The organism is Sphingobium sp. V4, assembly GCF_029590555.1.
Lineage (GTDB): Bacteria > Pseudomonadota > Alphaproteobacteria > Sphingomonadales > Sphingomonadaceae > Sphingobium.
The window spans coordinates 3120477-3137203 of sequence record NZ_CP081001.1; the positions used below are offsets into that span (position 1 = coordinate 3120477).

The window sequence follows — 16727 nt, forward strand, 5'->3', positions numbered from 1 at the left end:
TGATGGCAGACGTTGATTCCTTGATTGAGCGGGCTTCGGCTGGAAGCGCCGCGGGCCGCGCCGAAATGCGCGTTACCACCGGCCCCATTCGCGGCTCGCGCAAGATTCATGTCGGCCCGCTCCGCGTCGCCATGCGCGAAATCGACCTCGAACCCTCCAGCGGCGAGCCGCCGGTCCGCGTCTATGACACGTCCGGTCCCTATACCGATCCCGACGCCCGCATCGACATCATGGCGGGCCTCCCCGCGCTGCGCCGCGACTGGATCATGGCGCGTGGCGATGTCGAGGCATATGACGCGCGGGAGATCAAGCCGGAGGATAATGGTCTTAAAGGCCCGGACCGCTCGGCCGGGGTCCAGCCCTTCCCCAATGTGGTGAAGCGCCCGCTGCGTGCGAAGGCCGGCGGCAACGTGTCGCAGATGCACTATGCCCGCCGGGGCATCATCACGCCGGAAATGGAATATGTGGCCGAGCGCGAAAATCTCGGCCGCGCCCGCCTCGCTTCCTATGTCCGCGACGGCGAAAGCTGGGGCGCCTCCATCCCTGACTATGTGACCCCGGAATTCGTCCGCGACGAAGTGGCGCGCGGCCGCGCCATCATCCCGTCCAACATCAACCACCCGGAATCCGAGCCGATGGCGATCGGCCGCAACTTCCTGGTCAAGATCAACGCCAATATCGGCAATTCGGCGGTCGCCTCCGACGTGGCGAGCGAAGTCGACAAGCTGGTCTGGTCGATCCGCTGGGGCGCGGACACCGTCATGGACCTCAGCACCGGCCGCAACATCCACGACACGCGCGAATGGATCTTGCGCAACTCGCCCGTCCCGATCGGCACCGTCCCCATCTATCAGGCGCTCGAAAAGGTCGGCGGCATCGCCGAGGACCTGACCTGGGACATTTTCCGCGATACGCTGATCGAGCAGGCGGAACAGGGCGTCGATTATTTCACCATCCATGCGGGCGTGCGCCTCGCCTACATCCCGATGGCGGCGAAGCGCGTCACCGGCATTGTCAGCCGAGGCGGCTCGATCATGGCGAAATGGTGCCTCGCCCATCACAAGGAAAGCTTCCTCTACGAGCATTTCGACGAGATCACCGAGATCATGAAGGCCTATGACATCGCCTACAGCCTCGGCGACGGCCTGCGCCCCGGATCGATCGCGGACGCCAATGACGAAGCGCAGTTCAGCGAACTCTACACGCTGGGCGAACTGACCCACCGCGCCTGGAAACAGGATGTGCAGGTGATGATCGAGGGGCCGGGCCATGTGCCCATGCACAAGATCAAGGAAAATATGGAAAAGCAGCTCCAGGTCTGCGGTGAAGCGCCCTTCTACACATTGGGGCCGCTCACCACCGACATCGCGCCGGGTTACGACCATATCACGTCCGGCATCGGCGCCGCGCAGATCGGCTGGTATGGCACGGCGATGCTCTGCTATGTCACGCCCAAGGAGCATCTGGGCCTGCCCGACCGCGACGACGTGAAGGTCGGCGTCGTCACCTACAAGCTCGCCGCCCACGCCGCCGACCTCGCCAAGGGGCATCCCGCCGCGCAGGTTCGCGATGATGCGCTGAGCCGCGCCCGCTTCGAATTCCGCTGGCGCGACCAGTTCAACCTGTCACTCGATCCCGACACGGCGGAACAATATCACGACCAGACGCTCCCGGCCGAAGGCGCGAAAAGCGCGCATTTCTGTTCGATGTGTGGCCCCAAATTCTGCTCGATGAAGATCACGCAGGAAGTGCGGGAATTTGCCGCCAAAAAGAACCAGCCCGCCGACGGCTTCCTGGAGGCGGGCCTCACCGGCACGGAAGTCGCGCAAGCCAGCAAGGCCGCCGCGCTCAAGGGCATGGAAGAGATGAGCCGCCTGTTCAAGGAAAAGGGCAGCGAACTCTATATGGGCGCCGGCGGCAGGGAGCATGATTGAGGCGGATTATGAAGACAGACGGTCGACGCGTTCAGCCAGGCGAAGGGGAGCAACTCACCAAATTCGCCTGTCTGGATCGTCGGCAAGGGCCTCGCACCCCACCCGCCAGCGTCCGGCAAGGCGCCGCCGGGCGCCCCCGCGCCAGGCGCGTTTCCTTGCCGTGCTGCTGCAACTCTGCCGTGTCCGGCCTGCCGCGCGCGCCGTGGGCATGTCGCCGTCGAGCGCGCACCGGCTGCGCCGCAGCCTCGCCTGCACCGATTTCGACCGCAACTGGGACGAAGCGATGATGCTCCACGATCATTGGTGGGCGCGTCCGCAGGCGATGGAACAGGGCGCTTTCCCGGATGAAGCGCCATGATGGAAGGGACGCGTTCCAAGCGTGTTCCGGGCGCGAAGCAGACGCTTTGGGCCGGAAAAGCCCGACGACGGTGTGAACTTCGCGCCGGTCGCGCCGTTCAGCCTTCCAGCACCAGCACGCCGCGCCGTTTCTTCCAGTCCAGCGCCACATTGATCCGCTGGCCCCAGCTGCCGTCCCAGTCGGTCGCCAGCCCATGCGCCTCCAGCTGGTCGACGATGCGCCGGCCGATCGCGATCGCCGCGTCCTCGCCCGTCACGCAGGCGCCGTAATTGAGGTAGAGGCCATGGCCCTCGACCGCCGACTCCGTGTCCTGCATGTGGAAGAAGGCATAGCCCTCGACCGGCTCTCCGGCCTGCTGCGCCGCCTCGACCTCGTCCCAGATTTCGGACGCGCCGCAAGTGCCGCAGCAGGTGAAATTCTGGCGCGCGATCACGCCCTCTGCCTCCAGCGCGGCGAAGGCGGCGTCCAGCCGGTCGCAGTCGGTCAGGGCGGTCCAGCCCTGCTCGGCGGCGCGATGGTCGGCCAGCGCCGCGCGCAACGCTGCCGACGCTTCCCGCCGCAGCACCGGCCGGGGCAATTCCTCCTCGAACAGCTCATGCGCGTTGGTGAGGATCGCATCCTCGTCGTAGAAGCCGCCGGTCACGTCGCGCCGCACCTGGTCGCGCAGCGCCGCGATCGGATCATAGGGCGGTACGACGCCCTCCGATTCCACGATGTCCGCCTTCCGCCCGAAAATCCTGTGCCACAAAGCCCCGAACATGCGCCCCGTCCTGCTACCCCGCCCTGCGTCGCGTTGCGGCCATCATGCCGCGCCCGAAGGCAAAGGAAAAGGGGTGTCGCAATCCGTTTTTCACGGCGCGGGCTCGATCACCACGTCCCAATGATCCTCGGTCACCGCACCGCGTTTTGCCTCCTCCACGTCGAAGGCGGCCTTGTCGGGAAACAGCCGTGCCCTGGCCGCCGCCATCGCCGCCTTGTAGGCCGTGCCCGCGCCGACGCCGTCGGCGCCATGGCGATAGACGATGGTGGTGCGGACATCCCATCGCGTGCTGCCGCCCATATGGGTGAAGGGCATCTCGACCGTCACTTGCATGATGTGGCCCTGCCGCATCATCTCGCGCAGCAACGCCTCATGCTGCTTGCGGTAGATGCGCAGGAACTCGCCCATCCCGCCCCATTTCACCCGGTAATAATTCTCGACCTTGAGCGGCCCGTCCGCGCCCGGCGCGGCATCCTGCGCCATGGCGGGGGGGAGGCAGCCCATGGCGAGCAGCAGGGCGGCGACAGAGGGAAGACGCATGGGCAGGGGCCTTTCGGACGGGGGCAGTCATCCTGCCAGACGATTGGCCCGCCCGTTTCCGCCGCCCATCTCCCTTGCCTCCTCGATGCGAACACCGCACCATTTGCCCGACCCTTGACTTGCAGAGGATCGACCATGCCCCGCCGCCTGCTCCTGACGACGCCGCTGATCGCCGCCCTTGCGCTCGCCGCCTGCTCGGGGGGAGGGGCGGACCGGCAGGCCTCCAACAGGGCCGACAATGGCGCCGCGCCGGCCAATGTCACCGCCGCCGTGCCGACAGGCGACCGATTTTCCCGCTATGTCGATCATTATCCCTTCGACAAGGTCGGGGACCATAGCTGGCATGACGATCCGGTGGTGGTCCGGGCGGTGGAGACAGCGGTCACGGACGAGACGGTGCGCAAATGGGTGCTGGAGGACGGCGGCCCCTCCACGCCCATCGCCATGGTTGGCGGCCGCGTCGCCTCCTGGTCGTGCGAGGCGCATAATTGCGGCCCGCACCAATGGGTGACGCTGGTCGACCCCAGGAGCGGGGCTGCGGAAATCTGCTATTTCGACGAGAGCGTGGCGACCGACGAGACGCGCTGGTTCAGCGGCGGCCGGGAGGAAAAGCGCGCCGGAAAATGCCCGGAGGTCGAAAGCTGATCGTCGTCGCGCGGCGGGGCGGCAAAAGCCTTTCCTGCCTGCGCCATTGGATATGCGGGCCAAAGCGTCTAAATGGCGCAGGATGCCGCCCGACACGCCCGACGCCACGCCCCTTCCGCCCATCTGGGCGACCTTCCGGCGCTTCCTGCCCTATCTCTGGCCGGCGGACGCCCCCGCGCTGCGCCGCCGCGTCGTCCTCGCCATGGGGCTGGTGCTGCTGGCCAAGGCGGTCAGCCTCGCCATGCCCTTCGCCTACAAGGCGGCGATCGACCGCATGGCGCCGGGGCTGGAGCCTGCGGCCGGCCTCGCCATCGCGCTGGTCGTCGCCTATGCGGGCGCCCGCTTCGGCAGCGTGCTGTTCGACAATCTGCGCAACGCCGTCTTCGAAAATGTGGGGCAGGAGGCTGGCCGTCGCCTGTCGGACGATGTCTTCGTCCATCTCCATCGCCTCTCGCTGCGCTTCCATCTCGACCGCCGCACCGGCGCCGTCACCAAGATCGTCGAGCGCGGCACCAAGAGCATCGACACGATGCTCTATTTCCTGCTGTTCAACATCGCCCCGACCATCATCGAACTGGTCGCGGTTTGCGCCATCTTCTTCGTCAAATTCGGTCCCGGCCTGGTCGTCGCCACGCTGGTCATGGTCGTCGCCTATATCTGGTTCACCCGCACCGTCACCGAATGGCGCAACCAGCTGCGCCGGGACATGGTGGACATGGACACCAGCGCCGTCGCCCATGCCGTCGACAGCCTGCTGAATTTCGAGACGGTCAAATATTTCGGCGCGGAGGATCGCGAGGCGAAGCGCTACGGCACCGCCATGCGCCGCTATGCCCAGGCCGCGATCAAGTCGGAAAACAGCCTCGCCTGGCTCAATATCGGCCAGTCGCTGATCACCAACCTGATGATGGCCGGCGCCATGGGTTATACCGTCTGGGGCTGGAGCCGGGGCCAGTTCACCACCGGCGACGTGGTGCTGGTGAACACCCTCCTCTCCCAGCTCTTCCGTCCGCTCGACCTGCTCGGCATGGTCTATCGCACCATCCGCCAGGGGCTGATCGACATGGAGGCGATGTACCAGCTGATCGACACGCCGGCCGAGGTCGCCGACGCGCCGAACGCGCCCGCGCTCCATGTTTCGGGGGGAGAGGTCCGCTTCGATCAGGTCCGCTTCGGCTACGATCCGGAACGGGAGATCCTCCATGGCGTCAGCTTCACCGTTCCGGCGGGCCGGACGCTGGCGATCGTCGGTCCGTCCGGCGCGGGCAAGTCCACCATCGCCCGCATCCTCTTCCGCTTCTACGACATACAGGGCGGCCATGTGACGATCGACGGGCAGGACATAGCCCGGGTCGGCCAGCATTCCCTGCGCGCCGCCATCGGCATCGTGCCGCAGGACATGGTGCTGTTCAACGACACGGTCGGCTATAATATCGGCTATGGCCGCGAAGGCGCGACCCAGGCGGAGATAGAGGCGGCGGCGCGGGCCGCGTCGATCCACGATTTCATCCTCAGCCTGCCTCAAGGCTACGCCACCCGGGTGGGCGAGCGCGGCCTCAAATTGTCGGGCGGCGAGAAGCAGCGGGTCGCCATCGCGCGAACGCTGTTGAAAGACCCGCCGGTGCTGGTGCTGGACGAAGCGACCAGCGCGCTCGACAGCCGCACCGAAACCGAAATCCAGACCGTGCTGCGCGACATCAGCCGCAAGCGCACGACGCTTGTGGTGGCGCACCGCCTCTCAACCGTGGTCGACGCTGACGAGATCATCGTGCTGGATCAGGGCCGCATCGTCGAACGCGGCCGCCATGCCGATCTGGTCCGCGCCGACGGACTCTATGCCACCATGTGGACGCGCCAGGCGGCCGAGCGTGCCGTCGCCCCCGCCGAACCGGGTGTGGAGGACGTCTTCGAGGTGATGCGGCCGCTTTCTTAAGGCTCGCCGGCGCTCTGCTGCATTCGCCGTTCGGCGAACCATTGCGCCAGCATCTGGGCGGTGCAGCCGGTGAAGCCATTGGCGCCGTTGACCGAGCAGCTGTTGGGCAGATTCTGGCGCTGCACCTGCTCCATCGTCGCTACCTGGCTACCCCAGCCCTGGCTCCCGACCGGCGCGGGCTTCTCGCGCAGCTTCTTGGGGATGCGATAGCGTTCCGCTTCCGGACGCCGGGCGCACACGACGATCTCGTCGCCCTTGCCCTGCGGACAGGGATCGTCGCCATAGACCAGCAGGTTGATGGTCCGTTCCGGCGGCGGCGCGGGCTGCGCTGTCGCGGACAGCGGGATCAGGGCGGCCAGAGCAAGGCCGGTCAGGGTAGGGATTTTCGGGGAAAGTGCGCCGTAACTTGGCATAGATGCTGGTCCTTCATTCCCCTGTGGTGCGAGCGTCCGGGTTGCCCAGTTCCCGGACCTGTGGATAAGGACGGCGCGGGACCGCCCTGTCCGTCAATTTTGCGGCGGGGAAGTGGTGTCCTGCGGCGGCGTCTGCTGCCCGGCCTTGGCTTCCGCCGCTTCTTCCGCCTTCACCCGCGCCTCGATCGCCTCGCTGTCGGCATCGATGGTCGACAGGCGCTTGGCGCGCTCGGCCGCGACCAGATCCTTCCAGCTGGCATTGTCGGCCTGCTGCCGCTCCGCCTTGGCAAGGCGGGCGAGCTGCGCGAAGCAGCCGGTCGCGCCGCCCGCGCCCGATGGCGAACAGCTTTCGGTGCCGGACCGGCCGACATATTCCATCGACCGCACCCGCTCGCCCCAGGCCTGGTTGCTCGGCTTGTTGGGATCGCCGCGCAGCGGCTCGGGGATGCGATAGCGTTCCTTTTCCTCCTTGCGCGCGCACACGACGATGTCGCCGCCCTGGCTCGGCGGACAGCTGTCATCGCCATAGACGATGACGATATTGACCTTCTCCGTGCCGTCGCTGGTGGCGGCGGTCGGCGCGGTCGGTTGCTGCGCCAGCGCGGGGACGGCGGTGCCGACCAGCGCCAGCATGGCGATCATGGAGCGTTTCATCATCGGTCCGTCCTTGTCAGATGCCCGGGTTCAAAATGCAGGGTTCAAATTCGTTTCGACAGGGCGATCGCGGCGCGGCAGCCCAGCCGGATCGCACCCGACAGCAGCGGATACGCGGGCGCCTGCTCCGCGCCATGGGCCAGGGCAGCGTCGCGATGCTCGACTTCCTCGGCCTGGAAATCCGCGATGGCGGTGGAGAGTTCCGCGTCGGCCTGGCCCAGCTGCTCCAGCTGCTCCGCATAATGCCGGTCGATCTCGGTCTCGATCGCGGCGGTGCAGGCCATGGCGGCCTTCGGTCCCATGGCCGCGGTGACGGCGCCAAGCGCGAAGCCGGCGACCTTCCAGACCGGTGCCAGCGCGGTCGGGCGCACGCCGCGCCGCGCGATCATCGCGTCAAAGGCTTCCCGGTGCCGCTCCTCCTGGCTCGCCATGCCCGCGATCAGCCGGCCATAGGGATGGCGGTCGCCCATCACGGCGAGCTGCCCCGCATAGATGCGCGTCGCCCCATATTCGCCCGCCTGGTCGACGCGCAGCATCGCGGCGCGGTCGGCGTCGGTCAGGCGCTTGCCCGGACGGGGGAAATCCTTTTGCCCGCTCATGCCTTCCTCGCTTTCAGAAGCAACGCCAAGATGGCGAGCGCGGCCGCGCCGGACAAGAGGCCGTTATAGCCCGCCAGCGAAATGCCCAGCAGGCTCCAGGGCGCCACGTCGCACCGGGTGATCGGGCTGGCCATGATCTGGTTCAGCAGGTCGGCCGCGCTGCCCCCGGTGGGAGCGGTGGAGCAGGTGGTCAGCCCTTCCCACCAGCCATATTCGACCCCGGCGTGGAACAGGCCGATGCCGCCGCTGATGCCGATGGCCAGGCCCGCCAGCCCCACGAACAGCGCGCTGATGCAGGCGCGCCCCCGCACGGCATAGGCGACAAGCGCCAGCGGGATCGCCGCCATATGGGGATAACGCTGCCACCAGCACATTTCGCATGGATGGAGGCCGCCAATATATTGGGAAGCATAGGCGCCGCCCAGCAGCAGGACCGGCGTCAGCAGCGCGAGGGCGCGGGCGAGAGAAAGGCTCTTCATATCGCCCGCTTAAAGCCTTGGATTGCTTTCGTCATGCTGAACTTGGGGCACCTGCCCAGCCTCCGTTCGCGCCCCGATCGGATCGACGCGCATGGAGGCTGGGCCGGCGATCTATTTCGCTCCCGGCTTGCGCGCGGCGACCTGCGCCGCCGCGACGGTCGCGCCCGGCGTGCCGGCCAGGCGCGCGATCGTCTTGAGCGCATAGTCGAGCTGGAAATCCTCCACGCCCTTCTTCTTCAGCTCCTCGGCTGTCATCGCGAAGCGCGGATCGTCCTTCGCATCCTCCTCCAGCGCCTTGTCGTCGGTCTTGATCTCGTTGATCAGGTGGCGGCGCAGGTCGCTTTCCCGGAATTTGGGGCGATTCTTGTAATCGGGGTCGGACAGCTGCGGCACGCGGATGTCGGGCTGGATGCCGCCTTCCTGCACGCTGCGGCCCGATGGCGTGTAATAGCGGGCCGTGGTCAGCTTGAGCGCCGTTGTGTTGCTGAGCGGCAGCATGGTCTGGACGCTGCCCTTGCCGAAGCTGCGTTCGCCCATCACCAGGCCGCGATGCTGGTCCTGCAAGGCGCCCGCGACGATTTCCGACGCCGACGCCGATCCCGCGTCGACCAGCACGATGACCGGCAGGCCCTTCGCATCGTCGCCGGGCTTGGCATAATAGCGTTCGACATCGCCCTTGGCCCTGCCGCGCTGCGACACGATCTCGCCCCGCTCCAGGAAGGCGTCGCTGACCGACACCGCCTCGTCCAGCAGCCCGCCGGGGTTGGAGCGCAGGTCGAGGATATAGCCGGTCGGCTTGTGGCCCAGGCTCTTGTCGATGCTGCGGATCGCCTGGCGCACGTCCGCCCCGGTATTGGCCGAGAAGCTGACGATGTTGATGACGCCGATGCCGTTCTTCACTTCCCATTTGACGGGCTTGAGCTGGATGATCTCCCGCGTCAGCGTAAGGTCGATCGGCTTGTCGCGTCCGGCGCGCACGATGGTGAGCTTCAGGCTGGTGCCCGGCTGCCCGCGCATCTTGTCGACCGCCTCGTCCAGCGTGCCGCCGTAGATGAGCTGCCCGTCGATATGGGTGATATAGTCGCCGGCCTTGATCCCGGCGCGCCAGGCGGGGGTATCCTGCGTCGGCGCGATCACCTTGACCGCGCCATCCTCCTGCGTGACCGAGAGGCCGAGGCCTCCATAGCTGCCCTCCGTCTGGGTGCGCAGATTCTGGAAGTCGCGCGCGTCGAGGAAGCTGCTGTGTGGATCGAGGCTGGCGAGCATCCCGTCGATCGCGCCCTTGATCAGCTTTTCGTCGTCGACCTTCTCGACATAGTCGCTGCGGACCTTCTGGAACACGTCCATGAATTCATCGAGCGCCTTGTAGCTCGACGCCTCCCCATCGGCGAGCGCCGCGGTGGTGGCGGGAATGAGCGCAAGCGCCCCGAGCGCGATCGCGCCCTGGAGGAAGGTGGATTTCATGGCTGTCCTTGATTCCGGCATCTGCGACCCACCATAAGCCGATTCGCGTCCCGACGCAAAAGCGCGCTTCGATGGACCATCGCGCAGCGTCGATGAGCGTCGGGTTAACCCAGCCCCACCAGCGGCACGATGTCCACCGGCCGCCCGTTGCGGCGCAGTTCCACGGTGATGTTGGGCCGTTCCGCGCCGGTGACGCCGACGGGTTCGCCTTGGCGCACGCTGTCGCCGACCTGCGCGGTGACGCGGTGCAGGCCGGTGATGAGCGTGGTCCAGCCCTGGCCATGGTCGATGATGAGGATCTGGCCATAGTCGCGATAGGGACCGGCGAAGGCGACGCGACCGGCTGTGGGGGCGATCGCCTGCGCGCCGGGCTGCGTCACCAGCGTCAGGCCGCGTGATCGGACCCCGCCGTCATTGACCTCGCCCATGCCGGTGACGAGCTGGCCGATCACCGGCAGGCGATAGGGGGGCGGGCCGCCGGCCGACGCGGTGCGTTCCGGCGGCGCGGCGCCCGCCCGGTCGGGGCGGGCGGGGCGCAGCAGCGGGCCGGACAGGGCGGCCAGCCGGTCGCGCAGGTCGCCTGCATCCTCCAGCCGGTTCATCAGGTCGACAATGTCGCGGGCGCGTTCGCCCAGCGCCAGCGCGCGTTCGCTTTCCAGTCCCGCATTGGCGCGATAGTCGCGGGCGGCGATGCGCTTCTGCGCCTCCAGCGCGGCAAGCGCGGTCTGCTGCTGCCTGCGGTCGCTCTGCGCCTGCGTCAGGGCGTCCGCGGCCTGCTGCGCCGTGGCGCGGAGCGCCCGGCTCTTCTCCAGTTCGGCGCGCAGGCCGGCGGTGCGCTGCTGGATGACGGGCAGGATCTGGCCCAGCACCGCGCGCATATGGACCGCGTCGCCGACCGATCCGGGCTGGACCAGCGCCAGTCCCAGCGGGCGGCGCGCCATCATCTGGAGCGCCGCGGTCAGGCGGACGATCGGCTCCTGCCTGGTCGCGAGCCGGGCGGCCTGGGCGCGCTGCATCCGCGCGATGATGGCGATGCGGGCCTGCGCGGCCTGGATGTCGGCCTCCGCCTGCTGGATGCGGGCGGCGACGGCGGCGGCGCGGCGGCGCGCCTGCTCGGCCTCGTCGCGGGCGGTGGCCGCCTGCTGGTCGAGGCGGGCGGAGCGGTCGCGGGCCTCGTCCGACTGGCGGCGGGCGGCCCGGAGCGCCTGCTGCTCCTGCGCCAGGGTCGTGCCGGCGGTGCCCGGCAGGATGATGGCGCTGTCGTCGGCGGCGGGCAGGCGCGTGGCTGCGAAGGCGGACAAGCCCGCCAGTCCGCCTGCGATGAGGATGCTGCGCTTCACCCGTTGTCCCGACCCTTGTCGTCCCTGACTAGGCGGAAATCCGGCCGGTTTCTACCCTTCGCGATGATAGGGGTGGTTTGCGAGGATCGAACAGGCGCGCCAGAGCTGCTCGGCCAGCATCGCGCGCGCCATCATGTGCGGCCAGGTCATCGCGCCGAAGGCGACCAGCAGGTCCGCGCTCGCCCGCTCGGCGTCGCCGAACCCGTCCGCGGCCCCGATCAGGAAGCGGCATTCCCGCGTGCCCGCGTCGCGCCAGCCCTCGATTCGCCGGGCAAAGTCCATGGAGCCAAGCTGCTTGCCCTTCTCGTCCAGCATGACCGTGACTGTGCCGGGACCGACGGGAGGCAATTTGCCGCCCCGGTCAGGCATTTCGGTGATCTTGTGCGGCATGGTCAGCCGCTTGACGTAACGGTCGACCAGATCCGCTTCGGGGGAACGCCCGATCTTTCCGCGCGCGATGATGTGGAGCAGCATGGCTGCTCCCTAGCCCTTCATCGCCCGCCTGTCGAAGGGCGCGTCAGGCGGTGCCCGCGACCGGCGTGTCGACGAAGCCCCACATCCGTTCCAGATTGTAGAAGCTGCGCACTTCCGGCTTGAACAGATGGACGATCACGTCGCCCGCGTCGATCAGCACCCAGTCGGCGACCGGCAGGCCCTCGACCCGCGCGGAGCGGCCCGTTTCCTTCTTGATCCTCTCGGCGAGATGCTGGGCCATCGCCGCGACCTGGCGCGACGAGCGGCCGCTCGCGATCACCATGTGATCGGCGATGCTGCTCTTGCCTTCCAGGGGGATGGAGATGGTTTCCTGCGCCTGGTCGTCGTCGAGCGACTGCATGACAAGGGCGTGCAGGGCGGCCACGGAATCGGCGCTGGGCGCCGTATCGTTGGCAGGGGCGGGTCTGGTCAAAAAAACTCCAATCTAGACGATATACCGGCGCGTGAGCGGATCGCGCACACGCGTTGCTTCATATTCGCGATGCCAGAGGGGGTCCGCCTGCCGCAGCAGGGTCGCCGATCTTGGATCAGGGCAAAAGCGCAATAGCACGAGCGCCGGCACTCTCCAATTCGTCCATTCTGCACTCTGGCGCGCGGGCCGGACGAAGCGCCGCAGCCAGCTCATGGCCGCAGAGCCACGGGCAACGTCATCATAGCCGGGACGGGCGACCACGGCAATGGGCATCTGCCGCGCAATGCCGCGCCAGTCCTTCCATTGGCCGAACTGGGCCAGATTGTCCGCGCCCATCAGCCAGATGAAGCGATGGCGCGGGTAGCGGCGGACCAGCGCGCGCAGCGTGTCGATCGTGTAGCGGGTGCGCAACGGACGCTCGATCGCGGTGGCGCGAATCGGCGCGCGGCGCGCGACCCGTTGCGCGCGGGCGACGCGGGCGGGGAGCGGCGCCATGCCCTTGGCGGGCTTGAGCGGATTGCCCGCCGACACCAGCCACCAGACCTCGTCCAGCCCCAGGGCCTGGTGCGCGAACAGGGAAATGGCGCGATGCCCTCCATGCGCCGGATTGAAGGAACCGCCGAGCAGGCCGATGCGTCTCATGGCCACCCCATGCCAGTGCGGGGGCAAGGCGGCAATGGCATTGCCCGCGGGCGCGACGGCGCTCGGGGCTGTATTTTTTCCCCGGTCGGGACTAAGGGGCGGCGCGAACGCGTCCCGCCCTTGCCTGTAGAAAGTCCTTGCCATGTCCGACGTCACCATCAAGCGCGCCCTCCTGTCCGTCTCCGACAAGGCGGGCCTTATCGAACTGGGCCAGGCGCTGGGCAGGCATGGCGTCGAACTGGTGTCGACCGGCGGCACCGCGAAGGCGCTGCGCGACGCGGGTCTGGAGGTCAAGGACATCTCCGACCTCACCGGTTTCCCCGAAATGATGGATGGTCGCGTCAAGACGCTGCATCCCAAGGTCCATGGCGGCCTGCTGGCGGTGCGGAACAACCCGGAGCATGTCGCCGCGATGGAGGCGCACGCTATCGGTGCGATCGACCTGGTCGTCGTCAATCTCTATCCCTTCGCCGCCACGGTCGCGAAAGGTGCGGACCGCGACGAGATCATCGAGAATATCGACATTGGCGGCCCGTCCATGGTCCGCTCCGCCGCGAAGAATCACGAAAGCGTCGCGATCGTCACCGATCCGGCGGACTATGCCCGCCTGATAGCGGAAATGGACGAAAAGGGCGGTGCCACCAGCTACGACTTCCGCCGGATGCTGGCCGCGAAAGCCTATGCGGCCACCGCCGCCTATGATTCGATGATCGCCAGCTGGTTCGCCTTCGCCGATCAGGGCGTCATGTTCCCCGAGACGCTCGCCGTGTCGAGCAAGCTCGGCGCAACCCTGCGCTATGGCGAAAATCCTCACCAGTCGGCCGCGCTCTACCTGCCGGTCGGGCCGACCGCCAACGGCATCGCCCAGGCCGAGCAGATCCAGGGCAAGGAACTCTCCTACAACAATTATAACGACGCCGACGCCGCGCTGGAGCTGGTCAGCGAGTTTCGCGACGGTCCGCCGACCGTGGTGATCGTCAAGCACGCCAATCCCTGCGGCGTCGCCACCGGCGACACGCTGATCGAGGCCTATGAGGCCGCGCTCGCCTGCGACAGCGTGTCGGCCTTCGGCGGCATCATCGCCGTCAACCGCCCGCTCGACGGCCCGACCGCCGAAGCGATCAGCGGCATCTTCACCGAAGTCGTCGCCGCGCCCGACGCCAATGAGGAAGCCAGGGCGATCTTCGCGAAGAAGAAGAATCTCCGTCTGCTGCTGACCGGCGACCTGCCCGATCCGGCGCGCCCCGGCCTTCAGATCAAGAGCATCGCCGGCGGCCTGCTGGTCCAGAGCCGCGACAATGGCCAGGTCGACCGTGACGCGCTCAAGGTCGTTACGAAGCGCGCCCCGACCGATCAGGAGCTGAAGGACTGCCTCTTCGCCTGGACCGTCGCCAAGCATGTGAAGTCGAACGCCATCGTCTATGCCAGGGACGGCAGCACCGCAGGCGTCGGCGCGGGCCAGATGAACCGCCTCGAATCCGCGCGCATCGCCGCGTGGAAGGCGAAGGACGCCGCCGAAAAGGCCGGCTGGTCCACCCCGCGCACGATCGGATCGGCGGTCGCCTCCGACGCCTTCTTCCCCTTCGCTGACGGCCTGCTGGCGGCGGTGGAGGCCGGCGCGACGGCGGTGATCCAGCCGGGCGGCTCGATCCGCGACGATGAAGTGATCGCCGCCGCCGACGATGCCGGCCTCGCCATGGTCTTCACCGGGATGCGCCACTTCCGCCACTGAAGCCCTTGTCCTGTTTGCCGCATCCGGCCGACATCCCGGCCCATGCGGCATCCACACTCTTGACGCGGGTGCGAAGGCGCCGTCTTCGCACCCGCAAAATCGCGGAAAACCGCCACTTTTTATCAAGTGGCCTCTTTTCAAGAACGGCCTGTGCGCTTATTTAGAGCGAGACCCTACTTCCACGTCAGACGTGGGGCGGAAGACAGAGAAACTCGTTCGACAGGAGACTTGGATGACCAGAAAAACGCTGGTGGCTCTGGCCGCCTCGCTTGCCCTTGCGCTGCCCGGCATGGCGAGCGCCGGCAGCAACGACATGGATGTGATCGTCGACGGCAATACCGGCGCTGAAACCCGCTCCATCGCCGTGTCCGTGGCCGACCTCAACCTTGCCAGTTCCAGCGGTCTGCGCCGCGCCGACTATCGGCTGGTCCGCGCGTCCAAGCAGGTGTGCGGCTTCGTGAACGGCTCGATCCTGCCGGTGACGGAGGATTATCGCAACTGCTTCGGCACCGCGATCGAGGGCGCGCGCAGCGACCTGAACGCACTGGCGCAGCGCCAGGGCTGATCCGCGAACTGATCGCCGCCCGTTTCTCCGCGATTCGGCCTGGCCCGACAGGGCCGACCCGTCCGATCGCGGACGCGTTCCCCGCACGAAGGGGACTGCCGGGGGCCGCTCCACCATGGTGGAGCGGCCCTTTCTGCTGCCGGCCAAGGATTGTCCTTACCGGCCATTAACCAGTCCTTAGAGGATTTCCTTCACTCCGGGCGGCACGACGGACCATCCGGGGGAAGAAGTTGCCATGCCGCGTATCGACCAGACTGTGGATGTTGCGATCATCGGGGCCGGCCCGGCTGGCCTGACCGCCGCATATCTTCTGACCAAACAGGGCTATAGCGTCACGGTGATCGAAAAGGATCCCGTTTATGTGGGCGGCATCAGCCGGACGGTGGAGCTTGACGGCTTCCGATTCGATATTGGCGGCCACCGATTCTTTTCCAAGTCGCAGCAGGTCGTCGACCTGTGGAACGAGATATTGCCCGACGACTTCATCCAGCGTCCGCGGATGAGCCGCATATATTATGAGGGCAAATTCTACAGCTATCCGCTCCGCGCGTTCGAGGCGCTGTGGAATCTGGGCGTGTGGCGCTCGACCCTCTGCATGGCGAGCTTCGCCAAGGCCCGCCTCTTCCCGAACCGCGACGTCAAGTCCTTCCAGGACTGGACCGTCAATGCCTTCGGCCACAAACTCTTCTCCATCTTCTTCAAGACCTATACCGAAAAGGTGTGGGGGATGCCGTGTGACGAAATGTCGGCCGACTGGGCGGCGCAGCGGATCAAGGGGCTGTCGCTCTGGGGTGCGGTCAAGGACGGGCTGAAGCGCTCGCTCGGGCTCAACAGGAAGCCCAATGACGGCATGGAAACCAAGACGCTGCTGGAAAGCTTCCGCTATCCCCGTCTTGGCCCCGGCATGATGTGGGAAGCCGCGCGCGACCGGGTGGTCGAGGGTGGCAACCAGGTGCTGATGGCGCACAGCTTCAAGCGGCTGGAGCAGGATCAGGCCAGTGACCGCTGGCGGCTCGTGGCGCAGGGACCGGAGGGCGACATCGCCATCAACGCCGCCCATGTCATCAGTTCCGCACCGATGCGCGAGCTGGCGGGCCGCATCCATCCGCTGCCGACGACCCTGGGCCAGGCGATGGACCTCAAATATCGCGACTTCCTGACCGTGGCGCTGATGGTGAAGGGCGAGGACATCTTCCCCGACAACTGGATCTATATCCACGATCCCAAGGTGCTGGTCGGCCGCATCCAGAATTTCCGCAGCTGGTCGCCGGAAATGGTGCCGGACCCGACGCTCGCCTGCGTGGGCCTTGAATATTTCTGCTTCGAGGGCGACGGTCTCTGGTCCTCGACCGACGCGGACCTGGTCGAACTCGCCAAGACGGAAATGGCCGCGCTGGGCCTGTGCGACCCGGCCGACGTGGTCGGCGGCGCGGTGGTCCGGCAGGAAAAGGCCTATCCGGTCTATGACGACGCCTATGCCGCCAATGTGCTGGCGATGCGGACCGAACTGGAGGCCCGCTATCCCACGCTCCACATGGTCGGCCGCAACGGGATGCACCGCTACAATAATCAGGACCATGCGATGATGACGGCGATGCTGACCGTGCGCAACATCGTCGCCGGATCGCGCGTCCACGACGTATGGCAGGTCAATGAGGATGCCGAATATCATGAAGCGGGCGAGGAAGGGCAGGACATGGACGCGCAGGCGGCTCTCGCCGGCGTCCGCGCCGTGCCGTCGCGGCTGAAGGCGGCCTGACCC

At 67.2% G+C, this 16727-nt stretch carries 18 protein-coding genes; 7 read left to right on the forward strand and 11 right to left on the reverse strand.

Annotated elements, in window-relative coordinates; all coding sequences use genetic code 11:
- Positions 1-2 precede the first annotated feature (2 nt).
- Both thiC and K3M67_RS15440 read left to right on the forward strand, forming a co-directional pair.
- On the forward strand, positions 3-1934 hold the full coding sequence (gene thiC / locus K3M67_RS15435; protein ID WP_269747281.1) for a phosphomethylpyrimidine synthase ThiC: 1932 nt from the start codon (positions 3-5) through the stop codon (positions 1932-1934).
- 160 nt (positions 1935-2094) lie between these two features.
- Entirely contained in the window at positions 2095-2292 is a 198-nt protein-coding gene (locus K3M67_RS15440) for a hypothetical protein (RefSeq protein ID WP_066864830.1), read from the forward strand.
- 97 nt (positions 2293-2389) lie between these two features.
- Here the strand turns inward: K3M67_RS15440 and K3M67_RS15445 are convergent, their stop codons facing one another.
- Entirely contained in the window at positions 2390-3052 is a 663-nt protein-coding gene (locus K3M67_RS15445; protein WP_066864827.1) for a DUF6891 domain-containing protein, read from the reverse strand.
- A 90-nt stretch (positions 3053-3142) separates the two neighbouring features.
- Positions 3143-3592, reverse strand: coding sequence for a hypothetical protein (locus K3M67_RS15450; RefSeq protein ID WP_285831916.1), 450 nt, complete (start codon positions 3590-3592; stop codon positions 3143-3145).
- A gap of 135 nt (positions 3593-3727) precedes the next feature.
- Here K3M67_RS15450 and K3M67_RS15455 point away from each other — a divergent pair, with 135 nt between their 5' ends.
- On the forward strand, positions 3728-4237 hold the full coding sequence (locus K3M67_RS15455) for an Ivy family c-type lysozyme inhibitor (RefSeq protein ID WP_285831917.1): 510 nt from the start codon (positions 3728-3730) through the stop codon (positions 4235-4237).
- Positions 4238-4319: 82 nt separating this feature from the next.
- Positions 4320-6170, forward strand: a complete 1851-nt coding sequence (locus tag K3M67_RS15460) for an ABCB family ABC transporter ATP-binding protein/permease (RefSeq protein ID WP_285831918.1) — start codon at positions 4320-4322, stop codon at positions 6168-6170.
- Here K3M67_RS15460 and K3M67_RS15465 read toward each other — a convergent pair.
- The 9 genes from K3M67_RS15465 to K3M67_RS15505 form a co-directional block, all read right to left on the reverse strand.
- A complete protein-coding gene (locus tag K3M67_RS15465; protein WP_066864814.1) occupies positions 6167-6583 on the reverse strand; it encodes a hypothetical protein in 417 nt (138 codons plus the stop codon). The two genes, K3M67_RS15460 and K3M67_RS15465, sit on opposite strands and share 4 nt — an antisense overlap.
- A 93-nt stretch (positions 6584-6676) precedes the next feature.
- Entirely contained in the window at positions 6677-7240 is a 564-nt protein-coding gene (locus K3M67_RS15470; protein ID WP_066864811.1) for a hypothetical protein, read from the reverse strand.
- Positions 7241-7281: 41 nt separating this feature from the next.
- A complete protein-coding gene (locus K3M67_RS15475; protein WP_066864808.1) occupies positions 7282-7836 on the reverse strand; it encodes a demethoxyubiquinone hydroxylase family protein in 555 nt (184 codons plus the stop codon).
- A complete protein-coding gene (locus K3M67_RS15480; protein WP_066864805.1) occupies positions 7833-8315 on the reverse strand; it encodes a disulfide bond formation protein B in 483 nt (160 codons plus the stop codon). The genes K3M67_RS15475 and K3M67_RS15480 overlap by 4 nt, the downstream gene beginning before the upstream one ends.
- Before the next feature lie 111 nt (positions 8316-8426).
- Complete coding sequence (locus K3M67_RS15485) at positions 8427-9779, reverse strand: S41 family peptidase (protein WP_066864803.1); 1353 nt, start codon at positions 9777-9779, stop codon at positions 8427-8429.
- A 104-nt stretch (positions 9780-9883) separates the two neighbouring features.
- Positions 9884-11119, reverse strand: coding sequence for a murein hydrolase activator EnvC family protein (locus tag K3M67_RS15490; RefSeq protein WP_066864800.1), 1236 nt, complete (start codon positions 11117-11119; stop codon positions 9884-9886).
- A 51-nt stretch (positions 11120-11170) separates the two neighbouring features.
- Positions 11171-11593 carry a 23S rRNA (pseudouridine(1915)-N(3))-methyltransferase RlmH gene (locus K3M67_RS15495; protein ID WP_066864797.1) on the reverse strand — a complete coding sequence of 141 codons (423 nt, stop codon included), beginning with the start codon at positions 11591-11593 and terminating at the stop codon, positions 11171-11173.
- 43 nt (positions 11594-11636) lie between these two features.
- Positions 11637-12026, reverse strand: a complete 390-nt coding sequence (gene rsfS, locus K3M67_RS15500; RefSeq protein ID WP_066864794.1) for a ribosome silencing factor — start codon at positions 12024-12026, stop codon at positions 11637-11639.
- Between the two features lie 12 nt (positions 12027-12038).
- Complete coding sequence (locus K3M67_RS15505) at positions 12039-12668, reverse strand: nicotinate-nucleotide adenylyltransferase (RefSeq protein WP_285831919.1); 630 nt, start codon at positions 12666-12668, stop codon at positions 12039-12041.
- Between the two features lie 142 nt (positions 12669-12810).
- Here K3M67_RS15505 and purH point away from each other — a divergent pair, with 142 nt between their 5' ends.
- The 3 genes from purH (at position 12811) to K3M67_RS15520 (ending at position 16724) form a co-directional block, all read left to right on the forward strand.
- On the forward strand, positions 12811-14400 hold the full coding sequence (gene purH / locus K3M67_RS15510; protein WP_066864789.1) for a bifunctional phosphoribosylaminoimidazolecarboxamide formyltransferase/IMP cyclohydrolase: 1590 nt from the start codon (positions 12811-12813) through the stop codon (positions 14398-14400).
- 232 nt (positions 14401-14632) lie between these two features.
- On the forward strand, positions 14633-14965 hold the full coding sequence (locus tag K3M67_RS15515) for a UrcA family protein (RefSeq protein ID WP_066864786.1): 333 nt from the start codon (positions 14633-14635) through the stop codon (positions 14963-14965).
- 235 nt (positions 14966-15200) lie between these two features.
- Positions 15201-16724: an NAD(P)/FAD-dependent oxidoreductase gene (locus K3M67_RS15520; protein WP_285831920.1), complete on the forward strand. Its 1524-nt coding sequence runs from the start codon at positions 15201-15203 to the stop codon at positions 16722-16724.
- The last annotated feature ends 3 nt before the right edge of the window (positions 16725-16727 follow it).